Here is a 25663-nt window from a genome sequence, read left to right on the forward strand (position 1 = left end):
GTTATTTCATCTCCAAACGACTATCTACACATTGATTTAAATCCAAACGTTTTTTGGCCGTTTCGTTCATTGACTCAAGTGAAATATCATCAATAATATCTAGCAATTCAAATAAACTTACTCCGTCAAAATAATATTTTGTATATTGATTCGCAATGTATTCTGGTGCATTTAAGCTAGAAACATATTCGCCAATAAATTGCTTTTTAAGCAACTCAAATGAATCTACATCTTGAATGTTTCCAAGTTTTGCATTTAATTCTTCAAGGAGCAAAGCTTTTAATTGATCAGGTTCCGTTGTTGCAGATGTAATCAGTGAGAAACTATACGTTGGTTCAATCACCGTCTGATAACTGAATGTATCATCAATTAACGCTTCGTCTAATATTTTTTGATAAAATTCTGTTTCTTCACCATACAATAATTCAAAAAAGAACGACATCTCAATATCTTCTTTAACGCTTTGTCGATCTGACACATCGTACAATTTGTTTTTGAACCCAAGCATAAGGCGTGGAGATTGAATATGCATTGCCTCAACAATATTTTGTTGCATCACATGATTAGGTTCGCTTAATGCGTCACGCTCAATTTTAGGTTGCGCCTCAATATGACGTTTGTCTTCATGTGCCTTCACTACATTAATCATCTGTTCTGGATTCACGTCTCCTACGATAAATAACACCATATTAGAAGGATGGTAAAACGTATGATAACAAAGATATAAATCCTCTTTTGTAATGTCATAAATACTATCAACACTACCAGCTATATCCACTCGCACAGGATGCGTATCGTACATCGCTCGTAACGTATTAAACATTAATTTATATCCTGGTTGCTCTTGATACATTTTAATTTCTTCAGCGATAATTCCTTTTTCTTTTTCAACCGTTTCTTTTGTAAAATAAGGTGTCTCCACCATTTTCAGTAAACGTAAAATATTCTCTTCAATATGATCTGTAGCACTAAAAAGATAACTTGTTCGATCAAAAGTCGTAAATGCATTCACTTGCGCATCATGCTCGGCAAATTCAGTAAATAAATCTCCGTCTTCCTTTTCAAATAGCTTATGTTCTAAAAAGTGTGCAACCCCGTCTGGAACGGTCACAAAATCACTTTGACCATGTGGTTTAAAACGAAAATCAAGTGAGCCAAAAGCTGTTGTATACGTCACAAAAGTCTTTTGAAAACCTTTTTTAGGTATGATGAAAACATTTAATCCATTATCTAAAACCGTTTTGTATATGGTCTCATCTATTTGTGGATAGTAGGTTTTATGCATTGAATTCACCTTCTTTTGTCATAATGTAAATGGTATCAAGTTGTGCACGCTGACATAATGATTGAATATCTTGATGCGTGACGCTTTCAATTTTCTCGACAAAAGAAACTTCACTTTCTGCTTTAGGTAAAAGCAGCTGATTGTGCATCACTTCGATAATATTTTTTTGACGATCTTTTGCCTCTTTACGATGTGATAAAATGATTTTTTTAGCTAATGCAAGTTTTTCCGCACTAAATTCACCTTTTTTAAAGCGCTCAAACGCTTCTACAATTGTTACCTTTGCTTCGTCAACATCTTTTAAAGAAACGCCGCTCATCACATAAAGAAATCCATTTTTGCCATCTATTTGTGAATGAATTGAATACGCAAGACTTTTTTGTTCACGTACTTCATTAAATAGCACAGAGGACGGATCTCCGCCAAACATCGTATTAAAAACGGCTAATGCATAATAGTCAGGTTGCCCAAATACCGTTGGAAAGCGAAAACCTAAATTAATCTTTGCTTGGTCAACTTCGTCAGTTTCAATGATCTCATTCACTGTAGCATGCGGTGCTATCTCTTGAGAAATCGATTTGAAATCTACTTTTGTGGGTTTTAAATTGAATGTTTCTGCAATATGTTTTTTTGTCTTATTCGCGTCCACGTTCCCAACAACATAGACATTGCAAATATCTTCTTCTAACATTTTCCGATATGTATGATAAATGTTTTCCGGAGTAATGGCATCAATAAATTCAAGTTCGCCTGCAGCCATATAGCGATAAGGATGGTCACCAAACATGTGCTTTAAAAGATTTAAATACGCAATTTGTGACTTATTATCTTCAATCGCTGATAATTTTTTCTTAAGTAACATTTTTTCTTGTTTTAAAAATCCAGGATGAAACCCTTCATTTTCAATAAGTGGTTGATATAAAATTTCTTTTAAAAGTTGAATACCTTGTTCAAGTAAAGGTGTTGAATCATGTAAATAACGTTCATTTACAATTTCTAATGACAAGGTTAAAACATGTCGATCTTTAAATTTTGAAACGTAACTATGAACATGCGCGCCATAAAGCATTGATAAATGTTGACTAAATGCTTTATCCGTCGGCCACTTTTTTGTCGCTCGAATTAACATCTTGCTTAAAAGTGAGCGCTTGGTCATCGTTTCAATTTCTAAAGGGGCCATAAATTTAAAAGTAATCATGGTTGTTTTGAATTTAGATGTCTCATGAATATGTATGGCATCTAATGATGATGATTGTGTATCGTTCAAATAATCTCCTCCTTATTCATCATATAATTTATTATAGACGTTTTCGTATCGTACGAAACTTAACGAGGCTACTTTTAAAATAATTTAAGGAATATAAAATTGGTGTTCCATCTTCAGTATAGTGCACTTGTTTTAGCAACATTAATCCGTCGTGTGGATCCGATTCCAATGCATCAGAAATGTATGGTTCATAGCTGATTGCTTGGATTTCAGTTTCCGCATAAGCAATTTCTTTCTTAGTCACTTCTTCGATTGCTTTTAAAATAGAAGTTTGTTGTTGGTGTTGCCCATAATAATCTAAAACATTTGCAGCTACTTTATCAAGACAATATACGACTGGATGATTATCTGCTGTACAGATACGTTCTATAACAGTGATTTTATCGTCGGGTTCAATATTCATCACTTGGCTATCATGTAATGATGCAGGTTCTTCATCAAGGCTTAAAAACACAGTCCCATGTTCATACCCTTTATCAGATATCATTCGACTAATACTCATTAATTCATCAAGTGGATAAAAGAAGGGTTGCGGTGTATTAACACGCGCACCTTCTTCAAAATTTTCGGTTACAATTTGTTCAGTAATCAACTCATGAATCGCAATAGTGACATGTTCTGTACTTACTTCACATGTGCGCGCCAAGTTGAAAACGCTAGGCAAAGATTCTCCAGGCTTCAATGCTTCAGTTTCTATTTGTTTTAATATCCACGTTTTAACTTTATTTACTTCTGGCGTTACAGACATATTTACACCTCTCCATCATTTAAATCCACTAGAATTTGTCTCGGTTTACTACCTTTTTGAGGACCTATAACTTGGTTTCTTTCTAAATCATCCATAATACGAGAAGCTCGGTTATATCCAATTCTAAATTGACGTTGTAATAAAGATGTACTCGCTTTTTGTTGTTCTATCACGAACAAATAAGCTTCGTGATATAACGGGTCATCACTTTCAGCTTCTCCTTGTTCTACAACTTCACCTGGCTCCATTTCTTTAACATAGTTGGCAGATTGTTGCGCTACGACATAATCTACTATTTTTTGAACTTCGTTATCACTTAAAAAGGCTCCTTGGACACGCGTTCTCACTGATCCACCGTTTTGAATAAATAACATATCACCTTTGCCAAGTAACTTTTCAGCGCCACCACTATCGATAATTGTACGTGAATCTGTTTGAGAACTTACTGCAAACGCAATTCGAGATGGAATGTTATTTTTGATTAATCCCGTAATAACGTCAACTGACGGGCGTTGTGTCGCAATAATTAAATGAATACCAGCAGCACGTGCCATTTGCGTAATTCGTGTAATAGCCGTCTCTACATCTTTACCTGCCACCATCATTAAATCTGCTAACTCATCTACAATCACAACAATATAAGGTAACAAAGGTTCCTTTTCATCTAATTCTTGATTTTTTTTAGTAATTAAACGGTTGTAACCTTCGATATTTCGCGTACCTGAATGTTGGAATAAATCATAACGACGTTCCATTTCTCCAACTACTTTTTCCAAAGCTTGAGACGCTTTATGTGGGTTTGTTACAACAGGTGTTAGTAAATGTGGAATGCCGTTGTACACATTTAGCTCTACCATTTTAGGATCAATCATCATCAATTTGACTTCATGAGGTTTAGCGTTTAATAAAATACTTGTGATGATACCATTTATACAAACAGATTTACCACTTCCCGTAGAACCAGCCACGAGTAAATGAGGCATTTTGTTAAGTTCTGCCGTCATCGGCTCACCTGAAATATCGCGTCCGAGTGCCACTTCCAATTTGTTTTGCGTTGGGAGTTTTTCTTGAAGCACTTCTTTTAATGAAACAAGTGCTATATTATCATTTGGCACTTCAATACCAACTGCAGATTTACCAGGTATCGGTGCTTCGATACGAATATCCTTAGCAGCTAAAGCCAAAGCCAAATCGCTGTGTAAATTAACGATACGACTTACTTTTACCCCTTGGGCAGGTTGCACCTCATACTGCGTTACAGCAGGTCCGATTTTAATTTGCGTTACTTTCGCATTAACACCAAAGTTTTTTAATGTTGTTTCAAGTAATTTACCTTTTTGTTGTACTTCCGATTTACTCGTTGCTTGTTGTTTTTTAGGTTCATCTAATAAAGTAAGCGGTGGCAGTTCGTAAGCTTGATTTTCAATTTCTCCAGCTTCTGAAATTGAACCTTCCGCCTCACTCATTGGTGCTTCTGAAACTGTTTTACGTGGGGTAGCCAATTGTTTTTGTTCAGGAACTTCTTCATTTTGTGTTTGCACTGCCGATGCTGTTTCAAGTTGCTCGGTTTCATTACGATCTTGATGGCCAAAAATCGGTATAGTTGGCACATCATAAGATTCGTTGTCATCTTCATTTGGTACTTCTTGGAAATGTGAAACATCTTTAGAAGTGTCGTTAGCACGCTTTGTTTCTAATTTTTGTTGGCGGGCAGCTCTACGCTTAAGTTTATATTGATGGTATTTGTCGTACGATTTTTCTGCTTGTGATTTTGAGCTTTCAAACCATAATTTGGTTACATCACGATGACGTTTTTTTAATAATAATATAATGCTCGAAACGCCTAACACGATCGTTAACAAAACGACACCAACAATTGAAATAAGTGGCGTGAGCATATTCACTAAATGATACCCTAACCATCCCCCACCAAAATTAGGAAACGGCGTAACATCATATTGTTGATACACAAAAGATAATACCGGCTCTCGCTGTGCTTTAATGCCACCAATTGATTGATAGTAGATTTGTGCAATAAACAGTAAAGCCAATTGAAGTAAAATACTTCCCGTTAATCGACGTGATTTAGGTAATTTGCCGTTGTATGCCAAAAAACCAGTCGCTAACAGTAATAAAATATATGTGAGATAACGTGTCAATCCGAACAAATAATTGAAAAAGCTATCTATTCCAACGCCTACAATTCCTAATTGAAAGAGGCCAAGCATTAATATAATGACAAAAACGATCGCCAAAACAAAACGCAACGAAGTATCTTTTTGTTTTTTCTTCGTCGTGCGTTTTCCTCGTGTGGAAGTTCGCGATTTTCGCTTTTTCGTTTGTGTCATTTAAAGTCACCTTCTTCTTTCCTAAAATCTATGTATTGCTATTATAGCGCATTATATATGTAAAAAAACGAATCCTCTCTTTAAAACAGCTACTTTCAAAGAGAGGGATTCGATTGAGTTCATGAATTTCAAATCTTTATGCCAATCATGTTAAATTTCTGAAATGACAGGAATAATCATTGGACGACGACGTGTGCTTTCAAAGAGTAATTTACTAATTTGATCACGCATATTTTGTTTGATTTCAGACCATTCAATATGTTTAGATTGTAAGCCTTCTTCAACAATTTCACGTACTTTTGCTTCAGCTTCTTTTAATAACGCTTCACTTTCACGTACATAAACAAAACCACGTGATTGAATTTCTGGTCCAGCTGCAATCGTTTTATTTTTTGGATCTAACGTTACAACCGCAATAAATATACCATCTTCTGCCAATAAGTGTCTGTCACGAAGAACGATATTTCCAACGTCACCGACACCGATGCCGTCAATTAAAACGTTACCTGCATGCACTTTTTCATTTAACGTCATATCTTTGCCGTCAAAACTAATAACATCCCCAGCTTCAACAAGGAAAATTTTCTCTGGCTTAACACCTGTTTCGCTTGCAAGCTTCGCATGTGCAATTTGCATTTTAAATTCACCTTGTATTGGAATGAAATATTCCGGTTTCATCATGTTTAACATCATTTTAAGTTCTTCCATACAGCCATGACTTGAAGCATGAATTTTCTTGTTGTTAGGAATAACTTCAGCGCCAGCACGGACCAACTCATTAAGTGTTTCTCCGACGATAACTTCCATATTAGCAGAAGCTGTTATCGCCAAAAATACAGAATCCCCGGGTTCAATGTTCATAATTTTATGTTTTTGACGTGCCATTTGACTTAAAGCTTCGACAGGCTCACCTTGCATTCCCGTCGCAATAATAATTACTTCATTTTTAGGGTAATTACCAACCTCATTAATTGGAATTAATAGCTCTTTTGGAATATCAAAATATCCCATTTTACGCGCAATATTGAATGAACTTTCCAATGAACGTCCTAAAAATGAAACTTTACGATTTAAACGTGCTGCAATATTCAGTACTTGTTGAATACGAATAAAATTAGATGCAAAACATGATACAATTAAGCGTCCTTTAACTTTAGTGAATGCATCGTACATATGTGATTCAATAACATTTTCAGGCGTATTGTACCCTGGTTTTTCAGCTTCATTAGAGTCACTTAATAATGCAAAAACACCGTTCTGGCCTATTTCAGCCATTTTTTGAATATCTGGTGCATATTGCCCTTGCAGACTTTGATCAAACTTAAACTCACCTGTATATACAATCGCGCCATAGGATGTGTGAATACATATGCCTAAGCTATCTGGAATGCTATGTGTCGTGTTAAAAAATGTCACGTTCACCCCTTTAAAGCGCATGACCGATTCATTATTAACAACGTAATATCTGATTTTTTTATCAATATTACGCGCTTTCATATTTTCTTTAACTAAACCAATTGTTAATTTTGAGCCATATACAGGCGCATCAACTTGTTCTAATACATAAGATACCGCGCCAATTGTATGTTCGTGACCGTGTGTTAAAAAGATACCTTTTAACTTATGTTTATTTTCAATGACATATTGAATATCAGGAATAACGATATCAATCCCTAACATTTCATCTTCTGGAAACATCAGTCCCGCATCAAGCATAAACATTTCATCGTCTACTTCTACGATATACATATTTTTTGCGATTTCGCCTACGCCACCTAACGGAATAATGCGTATATTTTTATTTTTCTTCTTTACTAAATTCAAAATGTTACCTCCTAATAAATATAACCCGTCCATTGTACATTCATATCTTATTATAGTTGATATCATAACGTCTGTACACTATTAAAGCATGTACATGGAATTATCTATTAAAACAAAGATAAAATAAGCGTGAGTCAGAAATTGATTTGTTTTCTGACTCACGCTTATCACTTTTTACTTCACTTTCTTATATTTAATTTTTGCGTCTTTATCTTTCGGTACTTCAATAGGCTTTGATGTTTCAAACATTACTGAACCTTGAGGGGCTAGTCTTTGTGGCAACTCTCCAACTGGTTGAGGATTAACCGCCTTGAAACTAGGGTCACCTTTAAAACCATGCATCCCTTTAGCTTCTTTTTTCTTTAAAGCAATTCTAAAGTTGGTCATAAACTCCCCTAACGTCATGTTAGGATCAACATGTTTTTTGATTGCTTTTTCTAAAGCAACATCCGTATCTGCAGGATCTTGTAAGATTTCTTTGAATATTTTATCGCCATTGTCGCTTTGCGTACGAAGGTATTGAGAAAATAGATAAGATAATGAATAGTTAGAAAGAACGTCGCCACGATGATTCCACTTGATCAAAGAGTGCCCGTTTGCAATTGAAGTGGATTGATTATAATAGTCAATTCTGTGATCTAACGCTTTTCCTAAGTACATTTGTTCACTTGCCATAGCAAAGGCTTCATCTAACCATACATCCATGCCGTCTTCTTTTTTCTCTTTTAATAATTTTTGATTCGCATTCACCATATGTTGATATTCATGTGCGAGTGTAGAATATACTTTATTTTCTTTTAAGTGATTTTTATCTTCTCCCATTGCAGGATACGTATCCATATAGAACACTTCAGTACGATTCGAATGAGGTCCGTCATACAAATCCCTCGGGTGGAAATATCCACCTATATAAGAACCCGTATTATCAAAATCATCTTTGATATCATAGATTAAAATATTCACTTTGCCATCATGATCTACGTCAGAAGGCTTACCAAATTTTTCTTTAACGAGAGGATCAATTTTATTATCAAACTCTTTACCTATATTTTGTGCTTGTTTGTCGGTAATGTGTTTATCTGCCACCCATACATTTGCTGTTTTACCGTTATATTTTAATTGGGCTTTCGTTCGTTCATTCGTATTATTTTTCATATTAACCGTAGTAAACATGCGGAAATCATTAAGTTTTGCGTTTGAAATTGTATTTTCTGATCGACGCACTTTATCGGTAATAGGCGCTTTTTCTTTAGGTGCTTCAAAAACCTTATCTTTTTGATAAGACTGTAAATTATTAGGTTTCATCGCATCCAACGTTTGTGCTCTAAAATTATTTTGTTGAGGTTTACCTATAAAAGCATCTCCCCCATCTTTATTCGTATCTTCATTATTAATAATGTAAGTATGTGCTTCAGCAAAGGAATTTAAAGAAAGTACTGCAACCATTGAACTAGCGATAAACGAAGTTATCATTTTTTTCTTTTTTGACATTTATACTTCCTCCTTAAAATTTAATTAACCCTAACTTAACACTTATATAAAACTCAATCAATGCTCAGATTATCTAATAAATTGTTCATATTTTAACTACATAATATTAAATATGTTAGTTTGTTTATATTCTAAGATACGTAAATATACGATACTCTTATGCCATAGTAATTTTTTCTGATTTTTCGATATTTTGTAATAATTAGGAAAATAAATATTTAAAGGTTTAAATTTTGTCCTATCGTGAAAGCTTTGTAATTGATTAAGATTGTTCACTTGGATGCTTAGATGTTTTATCTACACAATTTAATCAATAAAAAAGCGACAAAGAAATCTATCATTCTAGAATTTCTTTACCGCTATTTTTAATATCCTATATAATACTTATTTTGAGTTTAATAATACTTTATGAGACGCATTAACACGCCCTTGTTTATCAATCTCAGTGACCTTAACTTGTAGCGTATCGCCGATTTTAAGTACGTCTTCCACTTTATTGATACGTTCGTTCGCAATTTGTGAAATGTGAACTAATGCATCTTTACCAGGGAAAAGCTCTACAAATGCGCCAAATTTTTCGATACGTTTTACTTTTCCTTCGTACACTTGTCCTACTTCTGCTTCGCGCACAATGCTTTCAATCCATTCACGTGCTTGATTAATCATCTCTTGTTCCGTTGAACCAATATAAACCGTACCATCTTGTTCGATGTCTAATTTTACGCCAGTCGCATCAATAATTTCGTTAATTTGCTTACCACCTGGTCCAATAACATCTCTGATTTTTTCAGGTTTTATCATTAAAGTTTCAACTTTAGGCGCATACGCACTTAATTCTGAACGAGGCTGTTCAATTGTTTGAAGCATATGTTCTAAAATCGCTAAACGACCTTGACGTGCTTGTTCAAGCGCTTCTTCAATGACTTCTTTTGTTAAGCCATCAATTTTAATGTCCATTTGAATCGCTGTAATGCCGTCTTTTGTACCTGCTACTTTAAAGTCCATATCACCAAGCGCATCTTCCATCCCTTGGATATCCGTTAAAATCGTATAACTTTCATCGCGCGTTACGAGTCCCATCGCAATACCAGCCACTGGCGCTTTAATTGGTACCCCTGCATCCATTAATGCAAGCGTAGAGCCACAGATAGAAGCTTGGGAAGATGAACCATTAGATTCTAGCACTTCACTCACAATACGTACTGTATATGGAAAAGTTTTTTCATCAGGAATAATATATTTTAATGCTCGTTCACCTAGCGCACCGTGTCCAATTTCACGACGTCCCGGTGCACGAACAGGTCCTGTCTCACCAACAGAGAAATTCGGGAAATTGTAGTGATGCATAAAGCGTTTATGTTCTTCTTCTCCTAAGCCATCAATAATTTGATATTCTGAAATCGAACCCAATGTTAAAACAGATATTGCTTGTGTTTGACCACGTGTAAATAAACCTGAACCATGCGCACGTGGTAAAAGTCCAACTTCAGAAGATAATGGACGAATTTCATCTGGCTTACGGCCATCTGGTCTAACCTTTTCATCAGCAATTAAGCGACGTACCTCATCTTTGATTAACACGTTGATAATCTTGTTTACTTCTTGAAGCAATGCCTCGTTCTCAGGGTCTTCTTCATTAATATATTCAGCAACAATTGCGTCTTTAATTGCATCTAGATTAGCTTCACGTTCTTGTTTATCGACCGTTTGAATCGCTTCGTTTAATCGATTTTCTTCAGCTTTCGCTTTAACTGAATCGATTAATGTTTGATTTTTTTCTTGTGGAATAAATTCGTGCTTTTCTGGTTGAATATGTGCAATAATTTCTTCTTGGAAAGCGCATAATCTTTGGATTTCTTTATGTCCAAATAGAATTGCTTCTAACATTTCAGTTTCTGTAATCTCACTCGCACCTGCTTCAACCATGTTAATCGCGTCTTTGTGCCCCGCTACTTCTAAGTCTAAACGCGACTGTGCTTTTTGTTCTAAATTTGGATTAATGACATATTCGCCATCGATATAGCCTACATTTACACCTGCAATTGGTCCTTGGAAAGGAATATCTGACACACTTAATGCCATAGACGAACCTATCATTGCTGCCATTTCTGGGGAGCAGTTTGGATCTGCACTTAACACCATGTTCATAATTTGAACATCATGACGGTACCCTTCTGGGAAAAGTGGACGAATTGGGCGATCGATTAAACGGGCTGTTAATGTGGCTTCATCTGCTGGACGACCTTCACGCTTTTTAAATCCACCTGGAATTTTACCTGCGGCATACATTTTTTCTTCATAATTTACAGTTAATGGAAAGAAATCGCCATCGCGTGGTTCTTTGGATGCTGTTGCTGTCGATAAAACAACAGTATCACCATAACGAACAAGGACTGCCCCGTTCGCTTGTTTAGCGAGTTGACCTGTTTCTATCGTTAACGGTTGGTTTGCCCACTCCGTTTTAAATACCATTTTTTCTTGAGACATGAATAATCTCCTCTCCTACTTCGATATACGTTTCATCAATTATTATAGCTTACTTACAAAATGCGATACAAACGCTTTATCGATAAATTGTTTATAACATAGTAAAAAAAGAAAGAAACCAAAGCCTGGCCTCTTTCTTTTCCATGTGATGATACATTAACGACGGATACCTAATGACTTAATAAGTTCACGGTAACGTTGAATGTCTTTTTCACGTAAATAGTTTAATAAATGGCGACGACGACCTACCATTTTTAATAAACCACGACGAGAGTGGTGGTCTTTTTTGTGTGTACGTAAATGATCGTTTAATGCAGTGATTTCTGCAGTTAACACAGCGATTTGAACTTCTGGAGAACCAGTGTCAGATTCGTGTGTACGATATTGTTTGATTAATTCATTTTTACGTTCTTGTGAAATTGCCATTTGTCAATTTCCTCCTTTAATTTGTTTAAGATGCCTTAATCTGAGTGAGGCGTCGGAGTTTCAACCTACCAAGACTAAGGTCGATAGTCCATACTTACAGACTTTATTTATTATATGATACATTATCGTCAAAATCAACTGATAACAAATATTTCGCACGTTCTTTATCTTGATTCATTTGTGCGACAAGTGGATCAATGCCGTCAAATTTCATCTCTGGACGTAAGTAGTGATGCCATACTAAAACGACACGTTCACCATAAATATTTTCATCAAAATCAAAAATATTCACTTCGATGACGACTTGTGGCAAGTCTTCATGAAATGTAGGTTTTACCCCTACATTACAAACTCCGCGATATATTTTATCACTTGTTCCTATTTTCATGCTTACCGCATAGACACCTTTAGTTGGAAGTAAGTAATCATCACTCGGTTCAATGTTGGCAGTTGGGAAGCCGATCGTACGGCCTCGTTTTTCACCTTGTACTACTGTTCCTTTGATTTGATAACGATAACCTAGTTGTTCATTTGCCTTTTGTAAATCGCCTTTTTTCAATGCATCACGTATAGCAGTTGTAGAAATCTTTTCATTGTTTAAATCTTGCTTACCTACAGTAATACATTCAAAATTATCTCGATATTCTTGTAACATTGCCATATTACCTTTTCCATATTTGCCAAATGTAAAATCAAATCCCGCTACGATCACATGCGCTCGGTTTTTCACAAGATAATCATGAATAAATGAGTCTGATGATACTTCTGCAAAACGAGAGGAGAAGTTGACAACCAAACAATAATCAATATCATATTGACGCAGTCGTTCAATTTTATCATCTAAAGGCGTCAAATAGGTCGTGCGCTTCTGCTTAGGATTTAACACAACTGACGGATGTGGGTCAAACGTCATTACCGCTTTTTTTATGCCTCGTTCAGTAGCAACTTCTTGTAATTTATGGATTAAAGCCTGATGGCCACGATGTAAGCCGTCAAAAAAGCCTAATGCAATTGCAATGTCTTCTTGAATATATTGCTCAGGTTGAATGGGATGTGTAATTTCTATAACTTCCATATTCCAATGCTCCTTTATTAATTAAACACCTTTTTCGGTTTGATTTCGTCATGAGACGTTGGATGTGGTTCATAAATTGCTAATACGTTTTTAGAGGATGCATCCACGAAAACGAGTTGCGTATTTAAAGCGCTATCAAAACGCGCAGTTGACAACTTCTGACCATTTAATATACGTTGTTTCAATCGGTCATCTTTCACTTGAATCATCGGTAAAGCCTTCAAACCATATACCAATGGTAAAATGGATTCATCTAATGTGCCATTTTGATGATGTTCAGAAATTGTTTCAAGGGAGAGCGCTTGTTCTATATGAAAACCACCGCTATTTGTACGCGTCAATCGAGACATATGTGCTGGAAAATTCAATTTTTTTCCAATGTCGGTTGCTAAAGTACGGATATATGTCCCTTTTCCACACGTCACCTCTATTTTAAATGTAGCACATCCTTTATTAAAAACCACTTGATTTAACCGTTTAATATGTTCAATCTTTACTTGTCTTGATGGACGTTCAACGGTTTCACCTTGTCGTGCATATTCATATAGCTTTTTGCCATTGACTTTCACTGAGGAATACATAGGAGGAATTTGTGTTATCGTCCCTTGAAATGTCAATAAAACCGCGTCAATTTGTTCATTCGTCACCATACCTTCAGTCACGCTTTTAGATTCTAAAACTTCTCCCGTTTGATCTTCAGTCGTCGTAGAAAATCCAATTGTAACATCTGCCACATACGTTTTCCCCATATCCATCACATAGTCGCTGACTTTCGTAGCTTGTCCAATACATATCGGAAGCACACCATCCACTTCAGGATCTAACGTTCCTGTATGTCCTATTTTTTTTGTTTTTAAAATTTTACGCAGTTTAAATACGACATCATGACTCGTGAGTCCACGCGATTTATACACAGGTAAAATACCATGGTACATAGCTTCACTCCTCTTCATAAAAAAACTAGGATACGGCCCACTATATGGTCGTGTGAGGTATCCCAGTATCAATCATTTAATCTTTTTTGTGTAGGTCTTGGATCAATTGCTCAATTCGATTACCGTATTCAATCGATTCATCGTATTCAAATTGTAAATCAGGCACGACACGTAAACGCATACGTTGACCAATTTCAGTTTTGATAAAACCTTTTGCTTTTTCAAGACCTTTAAATGTATCTTCTCGCTCTTTTTCACTACCAAGCACTGTACAGTACACCTTTGCTAGTGAAAGGTCATTTGTAGGTTGAACTTCTGTAATCGTTAAAAATCCAACACGCGGATCTTTAAGTTTGTTGTTAATAATGTCCATTAACTCTTTTTTCATTTGTTCGCCTACACGTTCAGCTCTCATATTCATTGTATTTCACCTCTTTTAATTAAATTTTATAGTGGTTTCCTTATCTCAATATTATATAGGACAGTTAAAATGCCCGTCAATCTCTCGAAATCGTTGGACTAGAATTCATTAAATACGAGAACATTAAAGAAATGATTATCGATATCTTGGAAAACACAGCCAATAAAACCATCTCGCTTATGTTTAGGTTGTACAATGGTTCCCCCTGCTTTTGAAACATTCTCAATTAATCGATCTAAATCTGCTTCACTCGAAACAGAAAGTGAGATAAGTACGTCATGACCGCTTACCTCTTGTTGCAAATAGGATTTGAACGTCGGATGTTCTACAAACATTATAGGAGATGACGGACCGGCTTGTATGCCAAACATGTGCCCTTTTTGCTCAGGACGTTGCATAATTTCAAAACCTATTGCATCATAAAATGTCATGCTTTTCTTTAAATCATTTACCGCTAAATTAAACCACATATTTGTCACTAACATTAAATCTCCCCCTTAATGATATGTGTTCAAGATGATAAAAAACGGAGCAGAGACATCTCATCGTCTAAGCCCCGATAATGTTTCGAACGGTTAACCATTTGATACGCCTTAACGCTCTACTTCAACCATTACATATGCTTCAATGATATCGCCTTCTTTAATATCATTGAATTTTTCGATAGTGATACCACACTCATAACCTTGAGCAACTTCTTTGGCATCGTCTTTAAAACGTTTTAATGTGTCTAACTCACCTTCAAATAAAACAACACCGTCACGAATAATACGTACACCAGAGTCACGCGTGATTTTACCTTCTGTTACATAGCTACCTGCAATTGTTCCCACTTTAGATACTTTGAAAGTTTGACGCACTTCTGCTTGTCCAATAACTTTTTCCTCATATTCTGGGTCAAGCATACCTTTCATCGCAGATTCAATTTCTTCAATAACGTTATAAATGACACGGTGTAAACGCATATCTACGTTTTCAGCTTCTGCTGCACGTTTCGCACCAGCATCTGGACGCACGTTAAATCCTATAATAATACCATTAGACGCATTCGCAAGTGTCACGTCTGACTCATTGATTGCTCCTGTTGCAGTATGAATAATACGTACGTTGACACCTTCAACATCAATTTTCATTAATGAAGCAGCTAATGCTTCTACTGAACCTTGAACGTCACCTTTAATAATGACATTTAAGTCTTTCATTTCACCTTGTTTCATTTGCTCAAATAAGTTATCTAATGAAACATTTTTACTTTCTTGGCGTTGTTGTAAAATGCTTTCTTGCTCGCGTGCTTCCCCAATACGACGCGCTTTCTTTTCGTCTTTAAAGACAACGAAGCGGTCGCCAGCTTGAGGTACATCATTTAATCCTGTAATTTCAACAGGTGTAGATGGACCAGCCGATTTAATACGCTTACCTAGGTCGTTAACCATTGCACGCACTTTTCCGTGTGTGTTACCTACAACAATTGCGTCTCCTACACTTAATGTTCCGTTTTGTACTAATAAAGATGCAGCTGGACCACGTGATTTGTCTAATTCCGCTTCAATCACTGTTCCTACAGCAGCTTTTTCAGCATTTGCTTTTAATTCTTGTACTTCAGCTACAAGACCAATCATTTCTAGTAAATCGTCGATACCTTCGCCACTTAAAGCAGATAGTGAAACGAAAATAGTATCTCCGCCCCAATCTTCAGGGATAAGGTTATATTCTGTTAGCTCTTGCATCACACGATCAGGGTTAGCTGTCGGTTTGTCAATTTTGTTCACAGCTACAATAATCGGAACTTCAGCTTCTTTTGCATGGTTGATCGCTTCGATTGTTTGAGGCATGACACCATCATCTGCTGCAACAACTAAAATTGTTATGTCTGTCACTTGGGCACCACGTGCACGCATTGTTGTAAATGCAGCATGTCCCGGTGTATCTAAAAATGTAATTTTTTTGTCATTGTTTTTGATTTGATAAGCACCAATATGTTGCGTAATACCGCCAGCTTCCCCTTCAGTTACACGTGTATTTCGAATAGAGTCAAGGAGTGTTGTTTTACCATGATCGACGTGACCCATAATTGTAACAACAGCTGGTCGTTCTGTTGCTGCTTCATCATTTTCAACGTCTTCAAAATAAATTGACAAATCATTATCATCAATCACAATTTCTTCTTCTAATTCAACGCCATAATCTGAGGCAACAAGCTCTAGCGCTTCGATATCAAGTGATTGGTTGATATTCGCCATAATCCCTAATAAGAAGAGTTTTTTAATAATTTCAGATGAATCTACACCGATTTTGTCCGCAAGTTCACCTACTGTAATGCCTTCTGTATAAGTGATTTTTGATGGCATTTCTTTTGGTTCCGCAGATTGTTGTGTTTGTTTTTGTTTGTTGTTACGGTTTTGTTTATTATTTTTATTGTTTTTATTATTACGCTTATTGTTTTTCGCGTTACCGTTATTTTTTTGGTTGCTATGTTGTTTCTTATTGTTTGGCTTAGATTGCTCTTTCTTTTGCGCTGTTGACTGGTGTTGATGATTCTTTTTAGAAGTTGTCTGTTCTGATGATTTACGCTCTTTTTTAAAAGCTTTATCTAACGTCTTAACATGGTCATCCTCTAATGTTTGCATGTGGTTTGATACTTCAACGCCTGATTTCTTTAATTCATCAATAACATCTTTACTTTTAATATTTAATGATTTGGCATATTCATAGATTCTTTGTTTACTCATTGAACCACTCCTTACTTTATTCATCGATCATAGACATTAATTTCCTCGCGAAACCTTGATCGGTAATGCCGATATTTACCCTTACTTTTTTTCCTACCGCATCGCCAAGTTCATAACGGTTGCTCACGATACGATATGGAATTTGGTAACTTTTACACTTATTCGTTAGTGTTTTTTTAGTATTGTCTGACGCATCATTTGCGATGAGTACGAGATGTAATCGTTGCTTTTTAATTTCTGTGAGAATCACGCTCTCACCACTTTTCACTTTACCTGCACGCATGGCTAGTCCTAAAAAGTTTAAAAAAGATACATTTGTCATTTTGTAGGAATCTCTTCTCTGTAGATTAAGCGAATGATTTCTTTATAGACAGGTGCCATCTCTTCCGTCGAAGCTTTAAAAAACTGCTCCAGCTTTTGAGTGGCTTGGGCTTTTTCAACAAGTGCTACATCTTTGGAAACATAAGCACCACGCCCTTGTTTTTTTCCTGTTGCATCCGCAGAAATTTCACCTTCTTTATTTTGAACCACGCGAATCATATCTTTTTTAGGCTTCATTTCATTGGATAAAATACATTTACGCATAGGAATTTTACGTTTTTTCATGTAAATCCCTCCTATTTTTCTTCGCGTTGATCTTCTAATGCATCTTCAGGTGTTTCATCTAAATGATCAACTTCAGGTTCACTGTCTTGATTATCGGATTGTGTCACCCATTTATCTTCAAGTTGAAGTCCTTTAGCGTCTGATTCTGATTTAATGTCGATTTTCCATCCTGTGAGCTTTGCAGCTAAACGTGCATTTTGACCACGCTTACCAATCGCTAATGACAATTGATAATCAGGGACAATAACTGTTGTTGATTGGTTTGCTTCATCTACAATAACATCTACTACCTGTGATGGGCTTAATGCATTGCTTACGAAAACTTTAGGGTCTTCACTCCATTGAACGATGTCGATTTTTTCGCCGCCTAATTCTTCAACCACTGCTTCCACACGTGCACCTTTTGCCCCTACACAAGCGCCAACTGCATCGATATCAGGGTTGTCCGAATGAACACTTATTTTTGAACGATCGCCCGCTTCACGTGCCACAGATTTCACTTCAACAGTGCCTTCATAAATTTCAGGAACTTCTTGCTCAAATAAGCGTTTAAGTAAACCAGGGTGACTACGTGATACATAGATTTGTGGTCCTTTTGTTGTTTGTTCTACTTTGTTCACAAATACTTTAATACGCTCATTTGGGATGTAATTTTCATTAGGGCTACGCTCTGCTTCTGAAAGCACCGCTTCTGTACGTCCTAAGTTCACATAAACGTAACGGTGGTCTACACGGTCGATAACCCCTGTCATAATGTCTTCTTCTTTATCTATAAATTCTTCATATAAAATTTCACGTTCTGCATCGCGTAAACGTTGCATCACAGCTTGTTTTGCTGCTTGTGCACCTACGCGACCAAAGTCTTTCGGTGTGACATCTTCTTCATAAATGTCGCCGATTTCATAAGCTGGATTTTTAACAAGTGCAGTTGATAAATCAACTTCTTCTCTATCATCAAAAACCTCTTCAACAACTTCTTTACGTGAAATGACACGGAATGTTCCACTGTCTAAGTTCAATTCCACACGTACATTGCGTGCACTATCATAATTCTTTTTGTAAGCAGTAATCAATGCTGCTTCAATGGCATCTACTAATACCTCTCTTGGAATCTTTTTTTCCTTTTCAAGATATTCTGTAGCTAATAATAATTCATTACTTTTCACTCAAACTTCCTCCTTACATCTATAACATCACTGCATGACGCGCCTTTGCAATTTTGTCACGTGGTATTATGACTTCTTTTGTTTTTGCTTTAACTTTCACTTCCATTGTAATGTCTGTGTCTGTCACATCTTTTAAAATACCTAACCATTCTTTTTCACCTTCAATGGGCGCATATAACGATACAAATATCGGTTGTGCTTTCGCATTTTGAAAGTCTTTTTCCTTTTTAATTGGTCGTTCTGCACCTGGTGAAGCAACATCAAGGTAATATGCTTCTGGAATAGGGTCGTGTTCGTCCATGACTTCGCTTATTTTCTCAGATGCTAATGTGCAATCATTTAAATCGACACCGCCTGGCTTATCAATTGAAATGCGTAAATAATGTTCACGACCTTCTTTAGCAAACTCAACATCTACTAAGTCATAATTCAATGCTTCAAGGACAGGTTGGATTAATGTTTCAACTTGCTCTGTAACTTTACTCATACGAGCCCCCTTATCAGCGGTACACAAACAGAAAAGAGCGGGTGATACCCACTCTTTCTCCTTGAGTCCAAATTTATAAGCATTATTATTATAGCATAATCATGCGATTCCTACAAATGTCTTATGTTACATATCAAAAATAGACAATTGCGCTTTGTCAGGCATGTTAGGTAAGGAACCTAACTCATCTAAATATTCGATGACTTTTTGAGACACGCCTGCTTTTTTATTTAAATCTTCTTTAGATAAAAATGGGCCTTCTTCTCGCGCTTCAACAATACGTTTAGCTACGTTGTCGCCTAAGCCAGGTACTGCTACGAATGGCGGAATAAGCGTATCTCCTTCGATGATAAATTCATACGCCTTACTCTTTTCAAGATGTACCGGCTGCATACGATAACCACGATGTGCCATTTCATTTGCGATTTCTAGCACCGTAAGTACATCTTTTTCTTTTTTACCTAAGTCCATATATTTAGCATACATCTCTTTTACAGTAGCGCGAATACTGTCTTTATCTTTAACCATCGTCAATAAATCAAAGTCAGAAGCACGAACAGTAAAATAACTTGCGTAATAGTATAGCGGGTAATGTACTTTAAAGTATGCAATACGTACAGCCATTAATACGTAAGCTGCTGCATGGGCTTTAGGGAACATGTATTTGATTTTTTTACATGAATCTAAGTACCATTCTGGGACACCATTATCTGTCATCGCTTGTTCCCATTCTTCTGTTAAACCTTTCCCTTTACGCACCGCTTCCATAATTTTAAACGCAAGAGAAGGTTCCAATCCTGCATACATGAGATATACCATAATATCGTCACGACAACCGATACAACTTGAAAGGGTACACGTGCCACTTCTTACAAGTTCTTGTGCATTGCCAAGCCATACGTCTGTACCGTGTGAAAGACCAGAAATTTGTACGAGTTCAGAAAAAGTCGTTGGTTTCGTATCTTCTAACATTTGTCGAACGAAGCCCGTACCAAATTCTGGCACACCGTAAGTCCCTGTTTTCGCTAAAATTTCTTCTTCTGTTACACCTAAAGTTTCAGGTGAACTAAAAATCCCCATCGTCTCTTTATCATCTACAGGTATCGTTTTAGGATCTATGCCAGAAAGATCTTGTAGCATACGAATCATCGTCGGATCATCGTGTCCTAATATATCTAACTTTAAAACGTTATCGTGAATGGAATGGAAGTCGAAATGTGTCGTCATCCACGATGCGCTTTGGTCGTCTGCTGGATACTGTATCGGTGTAAAATCATAAATATCCATATAATCCGGTACAACAATAATACCCCCTGGGTGCTGACCTGTTGTTCGTTTTACACCTGTACATCCTTTAACGAGACGATCTACTTCTGCGCCTCTTTTATGAATACCTTGATCATTCAAGTAACCTTTAACAAAACCAAAGGCTGTTTTTTCAGCTACCGTACCAATCGTTCCCGCACGAAATACCTTATCTTCTCCAAAAAGTACTTTTGTGTAGTTATGTGCGTGAGGTTGGTATTCACCACTAAAGTTTAAGTCGATATCAGGTACTTTGTCCCCTTTAAAGCCAAGGAATGTTTCAAACGGAATATCTTGGCCCTCTTTAATCAATTCAGTTCCACATTCACATGTTTTATCTGGCAAATCGAATCCAGAGCCTACCGAACCGTCATTGAAGAATTCGCTTTTTTTACATTTCGGACAAATATAATGCGGTGGTAAAGGATTTACCTCTGTAATTTCAGTCATAGTAGCTACAAAGCTTGAGCCTACCGAACCACGAGACCCTACAAGATAACCGTCGTCTAATGATTTTTTCACTAGCCGCTGCGAAATTAAATAAATAACGGCAAAACCATTGCCAATAATACTTTCTAATTCTTTTTCAAGACGATCAATCACAATCTGAGGTAAATCTTCACCATATAATGCTTTGGCGTTGTTATAACTCAATTCACGAATTTCTTCGTTAGCACCATCCATGTTCGGAGTAAAAAGTTTATCTTTAATTGGCACTACTTTTTCGATGCGTTCAGCCAATGCACGGGTATTATCAACAACAATTTCTTTCGCACGCGCTTCTCCAAGGAAATGAAAATCTTCTAACATTTCATCTGTCGTTCTAAAATGCGCTTTTGGTAACGTAGAACGATTTAAAGGATTACCGGGCTGAGATGCAATTAAAATTTGGCGTGCGATGCCATCATGTTCATGAAGATAATGGACATTTCCTGTTGCGATAACTGGAATTTGATTCGTTTCACCTACTTTTAAAATCCGCTCATAGATTTCTTCTAATGTTTCATGATCACGAATCAACTCTCGGTCAAGTAAGTCTTGGTATAGCGCTGGTGGTTGAATTTCGATATAGTCATAATATTTTGCGATCCGTTCCACTTCAGATTGATCACGTTGCATTACTGCAGTAAATACTTCTCCTTCGTCACACGCTGTCCCTACAAGTAAGCCTTCACGGTGCTCATCTAATAGAGAGCGCGGTATTCGCGGTGTGCGGTAATAATAAGTCACCAATGAGGCACTAACAATTTTAAATAAATTTTTAAGTCCTGTTTGGTTTTGTACGATCAGAGTGATATGTTGCGGTCGCGCACGCTTGTAAGCATCTTCATTAGACAAACACGTATTGATATCTTTATGATTGTGCACATCTTTTTCTTTTAATTGCGCTAGCATTTTAATGAAAATATAGGCTGTCGCTTCCGTATCATAAATCGCTCTATGGTGTTGCGTCAGCTCGACGCCGTATTTTTTTGCAAGAAAGTTTAAGCTATGCTTTCCGTAGCTTGTATTGATCGTTCTTGAAAGTTCTAGTGTATCAATTACACCATTCGTAGAAGGACCAAATCCAAGACGCTCATAGCCTGTGTCGATAAAGCCCATATCAAATGAGGCATTATGTGCTACAAAAATCGCATCTCCTACCCATTCTTTGAACTCTGTTAACACTTGCTCAATTTCCGGCGCATCTTTTAACATGTCGTCCGTAATATGCGTTAAATTTTTAATTGTTTCTGTTAATTTTTCGTGTGGATTACTAAACCGTTCAAATTTATCGATGATTTCACCATTTTTGACTTTCACTGCCGCTAACTCAATGATTTTATCATACTGATTTGAAAGACCTGTAGTTTCAACGTCAAATACGACATATGTTGCATCTTTTAAGACGATATCTGTCGGTTTATAAGCGATGGGAACACCGTCATCAACGAGCATGCCCTCCATACCGTATATCATTTTTATACCGTGTTTTTCTGCCGCACTATGTGCATCTGGAAAAGCCTGTACAACATTATGATCTGTCACTGCAATCGCTTCATGACCCCATTTCGCAGCTTGAGCGACGTACGCTCCGATATGGGATACACCGTCCATTTGACTCATTGACGTATGTAAGTGGAACTCTACACGCTTTTCTTCAGCTTTGTCTTGTTTTGGTGAACGTTTAATTTCTTCAATATCAGACATCATCATTACAAGGTCTCGTATAAACATATCCTCTTCAATACGGCCTTGGGCACGAATCCATTTACCTTCTGATAATGCTTTAAAATGCTCTAAATCATCTTTATTTTTGCGTGTAAACATTTTTAATACGAGTGAATCAGTATAATCTGTTACTTTTAATTCAACAATGTGTCGACCACTTTTTAGTTCTTTAATATTCATATCAAAAATGACGCCTTCAACAGCAACTTTAAACTCTTCTTCAATAATCGTCTCAATAGGCCGTACATTTTCGACTTGTATTGGTTTACCAATCTTACATTTATCTACTGTTACACCAGATTCTTCTTGTTTGGCACGTGCTTCTTTCATCTTTTCGATTTTTGTTGTAGCTTCACGCGCACTTTGTTCATCCTCTTGTTGGATATGTGCTTCAAGCGATGCCAAATCATCGTCATGCCCATGTTCGTCTGTCTCAAATACTACTTTACTCACATTAAATCCACATTGCTTTAATGCAGACAATAAGTTTCCATTACATGCTTTATCAAAGTGATTGCGCTCAACATCATTTTGAACAAGCACTTTCACAACAGAGCCAGACATTATCATTTTCTTTTGTTTCAGTTGTCCTTTAACTTTTGGTGACAGTTTCGTTTTATCGATACAACCTGAAAAATATTTTAGAAGATGTTCATCTTGCCCAGCAGTGTCTTTGATTTGAAAATGCGCATCCACTGTCGCAATATCTTTAAATGCTTCCGTCATGGCATGCATGAAAACCAAATAATCTTCATGTTTTAAAAAATAAGGTAAGACAATATGAAAAGTCCAAGTACGTTTTTTCTCTGAAACATCTACACGTGTCAATTCACCTTCTTCGACAATAGTTTGATCCAAATGTGCTTTGATATTGAGTTGTTGAAGGAGAATTTTAAATTTTTCATGATTCTGTAATGCCACGATATTTAAACCACCTTATGTACTATCAATCCATGTACGTTTTTAATCTTTTGGAATAAAGAAAGTGAGACGAAAAACCAATCATTCCTCTTGATTTCATCGTCTCACCTTGCTATTTACAACGTCCATTCAAATAAAGTGCCACGCCTTTATTTGAAGTTATCCATGACTATTATATCAAATTTTAAGTTAATCTGTTATTGAATTTGTTCATATAATTGAGCGATATGTGATGCTAAATGATCAACATGTACATCTTCTTTTTCACCATTATCGCGTCGTTTTACTTCAACAATACCTTCACTGGCATTTTTACCTACTACAATTCGAATTGGTAAGCCAATTAAATCTGCATCGTTAAACTTCACGCCTGCGCGCTCTTGGCGATCATCATATAACACGTTGTAGTCTTTATTAAATTGATCATAAAGTTGATCTGCAAGTGCTTTTTGATCTTCTTTTTTAGGGTTTACAGAAATGACATGAACATCATATGGTGTAACAGATTTTGGCCAAATGATGCCATTATCGTCATGATGTTGCTCAATAATTGCACTTAATGTTCGAGATACACCTATGCCATAACAACCCATTGTTAACGTTTGTTCACGTCCTTGATTATTTAAAACTGTCGCATTCATCGCTTCAGAATATTTAGAACCAAGCACAAACACTTGTCCTACTTCAATACCTTCTGCAAACTTCGCAACACCTGAACCATCACTTAAAGGTTCTCCTTCTAAAATAAACCTGAAATCACCGTAAGCTTCTACTTCGAAGTCGCGTCCCACGTTTGCATTAATATAATGGTAACCATCTTCATTTGCACCCACCACAATATTGGATAAGTCTTGAACGTAATTGTCCGCATAAACTTTAATTGCTTTATCAGTAATAGGACCTAAAGAACCTGGGGCTGCGCCTAATAAGTTAATGATCTCATCATCTGTTGCCAATTCTACTTGATCTGTTTTGAAAAAGTCTTTGAGCTTAATATCATTGATTTCATGATGTCCACGAACAAGCACTAATACAAATTCACCGTCAACTTTAAAAACCATAGACTTTGTAATTTGATCTAGTGGACGCTCTAAAAATTCAGCCAATGCTTTTGCTGTTTTAACGTTTGGCGTCTCGATTTTTTCTAGTGGTTGTGCAGGCGCTTTAGCTTCCTCAGAAGAGATATAAGGGACTTCAGCTTTTTCGATATTCGCTGCATAATCGCTTTGCTCACTATAAACGATAGTGTCTTCTCCGATTGCGCTTAAAGCATGGAATTCATGTGTATGGTTGCCTCCAATTGCGCCAGAATCAGCAACAACTGGGCGTACATTTAAACCGACACGTTTAAAAATGCGACTATAAGCATCATACATGTCTTGATACGTCTTCATAAGCGACGCTTCATCTGTATGGAATGAATAAGCATCTTTCATAATAAATTCACGTCCTCGTAAAAGACCGAAGCGCGGGCGTTTTTCATCACGGAATTTAGTTTGGATTTGGAACAATGTTAAAGGTAATTGTTTATAAGAACGCAACTCGTCTCTTACTAATGACGTAATCACTTCTTCGTGTGTAGGTCCTAAAGCAAATTCACGTTCATTACGATCACGTAAACGCATTAATTCAGGACCATAAGCTTCCCAACGACCTGACTCTTTCCATAATTCTGATTGTTGTAATACAGGCATGACAACTTCAACCGCATCGACACGTTCCATTTCTTCTCTAATGATTTCAGAGATATTTTGAAGCACACGTGTAGCTAACGGTAAATAACTGTATATACCAGCCGCGTTTTGCTTGATAAGCCCTGCTTTTAATAGTAGTTGATGACTCATGGCTTCAGCTTCAGCTGGAACTTCTCTTAGGGTTGGTATAAAAACTTTTGATTGCTTCATCCTTTATTGTTCCTCCTTTAATACATT

At 36.5% G+C, this 25663-nt stretch carries 19 protein-coding genes; all 19 read right to left on the reverse strand.

The window, feature by feature from the left end:
- Position 1 precedes the first annotated feature (1 nt).
- Positions 2 to 1285, reverse strand: coding sequence for an EF-P 5-aminopentanol modification-associated protein YfmH (yfmH, locus tag LN051_RS06855; RefSeq protein WP_229291803.1), 1284 nt, complete (start codon positions 1283 to 1285; stop codon positions 2 to 4).
- Positions 1278 to 2552 carry an EF-P 5-aminopentanol modification-associated protein YfmF gene (yfmF, locus tag LN051_RS06860; RefSeq protein ID WP_229291804.1) on the reverse strand — a complete coding sequence of 425 codons (1275 nt, stop codon included), beginning with the start codon at positions 2550 to 2552 and terminating at the stop codon, positions 1278 to 1280. Before yfmF ends, yfmH begins: the two co-directional genes overlap by 8 nt.
- A gap of 31 nt (positions 2553 to 2583) precedes the next feature.
- Entirely contained in the window at positions 2584 to 3300 is a 717-nt protein-coding gene (locus tag LN051_RS06865; protein ID WP_229291805.1) for a GntR family transcriptional regulator, read from the reverse strand.
- Between the two features lie 2 nt (positions 3301 to 3302).
- Positions 3303 to 5648 carry an FtsK/SpoIIIE family DNA translocase gene (locus LN051_RS06870; RefSeq protein ID WP_229291806.1) on the reverse strand — a complete coding sequence of 782 codons (2346 nt, stop codon included), beginning with the start codon at positions 5646 to 5648 and terminating at the stop codon, positions 3303 to 3305.
- A gap of 150 nt (positions 5649 to 5798) precedes the next feature.
- Positions 5799 to 7472: a ribonuclease J2 gene (gene rnjB, locus LN051_RS06875; protein ID WP_229291807.1), complete on the reverse strand. Its 1674-nt coding sequence runs from the start codon at positions 7470 to 7472 to the stop codon at positions 5799 to 5801.
- 174 nt (positions 7473 to 7646) lie between these two features.
- Positions 7647 to 8963, reverse strand: a complete 1317-nt coding sequence (locus tag LN051_RS06880; protein ID WP_229291808.1) for a M30 family zinc metallopeptidase — start codon at positions 8961 to 8963, stop codon at positions 7647 to 7649.
- Positions 8964 to 9347: 384 nt separating this feature from the next.
- A complete protein-coding gene (gene pnp, locus LN051_RS06885; protein WP_229291809.1) occupies positions 9348 to 11450 on the reverse strand; it encodes a polyribonucleotide nucleotidyltransferase in 2103 nt (700 codons plus the stop codon).
- A 156-nt stretch (positions 11451 to 11606) separates the two neighbouring features.
- Positions 11607 to 11876 carry a 30S ribosomal protein S15 gene (rpsO, locus tag LN051_RS06890; RefSeq protein ID WP_229291810.1) on the reverse strand — a complete coding sequence of 90 codons (270 nt, stop codon included), beginning with the start codon at positions 11874 to 11876 and terminating at the stop codon, positions 11607 to 11609.
- 103 nt (positions 11877 to 11979) lie between these two features.
- Entirely contained in the window at positions 11980 to 12951 is a 972-nt protein-coding gene (locus LN051_RS06895; RefSeq protein WP_229291811.1) for a bifunctional riboflavin kinase/FAD synthetase, read from the reverse strand.
- A 17-nt stretch (positions 12952 to 12968) separates the two neighbouring features.
- Positions 12969 to 13886, reverse strand: coding sequence for a tRNA pseudouridine(55) synthase TruB (gene truB, locus LN051_RS06900; RefSeq protein ID WP_229291812.1), 918 nt, complete (start codon positions 13884 to 13886; stop codon positions 12969 to 12971).
- A 76-nt stretch (positions 13887 to 13962) separates the two neighbouring features.
- The gene (gene rbfA, locus LN051_RS06905; RefSeq protein WP_229291813.1) at positions 13963 to 14307 is read right to left on the reverse strand and encodes a 30S ribosome-binding factor RbfA; all 345 of its coding nucleotides are present in this window, start codon (positions 14305 to 14307) and stop codon (positions 13963 to 13965) included.
- A 98-nt stretch (positions 14308 to 14405) separates the two neighbouring features.
- Positions 14406 to 14792 (reverse strand): VOC family protein, encoded by a 387-nt coding sequence (locus tag LN051_RS06910; RefSeq protein ID WP_229291814.1) that lies wholly within the window; start codon positions 14790 to 14792, stop codon positions 14406 to 14408.
- A gap of 108 nt (positions 14793 to 14900) precedes the next feature.
- Positions 14901 to 17036 (reverse strand): translation initiation factor IF-2, encoded by a 2136-nt coding sequence (gene infB, locus LN051_RS06915; protein WP_229291815.1) that lies wholly within the window; start codon positions 17034 to 17036, stop codon positions 14901 to 14903.
- A 16-nt stretch (positions 17037 to 17052) separates the two neighbouring features.
- Positions 17053 to 17358: a YlxQ family RNA-binding protein gene (locus LN051_RS06920; RefSeq protein ID WP_229291816.1), complete on the reverse strand. Its 306-nt coding sequence runs from the start codon at positions 17356 to 17358 to the stop codon at positions 17053 to 17055.
- Entirely contained in the window at positions 17355 to 17642 is a 288-nt protein-coding gene (gene rnpM, locus LN051_RS06925; RefSeq protein WP_229291817.1) for an RNase P modulator RnpM, read from the reverse strand. Before rnpM ends, LN051_RS06920 begins: the two co-directional genes overlap by 4 nt.
- A gap of 11 nt (positions 17643 to 17653) precedes the next feature.
- Entirely contained in the window at positions 17654 to 18808 is a 1155-nt protein-coding gene (gene nusA / locus LN051_RS06930) for a transcription termination factor NusA (RefSeq protein ID WP_229291818.1), read from the reverse strand.
- Between the two features lie 19 nt (positions 18809 to 18827).
- Complete coding sequence (gene rimP / locus LN051_RS06935) at positions 18828 to 19295, reverse strand: ribosome maturation factor RimP (RefSeq protein ID WP_229291819.1); 468 nt, start codon at positions 19293 to 19295, stop codon at positions 18828 to 18830.
- A gap of 126 nt (positions 19296 to 19421) precedes the next feature.
- Positions 19422 to 23732 (reverse strand): PolC-type DNA polymerase III, encoded by a 4311-nt coding sequence (locus LN051_RS06940; protein WP_229291820.1) that lies wholly within the window; start codon positions 23730 to 23732, stop codon positions 19422 to 19424.
- A gap of 197 nt (positions 23733 to 23929) precedes the next feature.
- Entirely contained in the window at positions 23930 to 25636 is a 1707-nt protein-coding gene (locus LN051_RS06945; protein WP_229291821.1) for a proline--tRNA ligase, read from the reverse strand.
- Between the last annotated feature and the right edge of the window lie 27 nt (positions 25637 to 25663).

The sequence above is a fragment of the Staphylococcus ratti genome (assembly GCF_020883535.1).
Taxonomy (GTDB): Bacteria; Bacillota; Bacilli; order Staphylococcales; family Staphylococcaceae; genus Staphylococcus; species Staphylococcus ratti.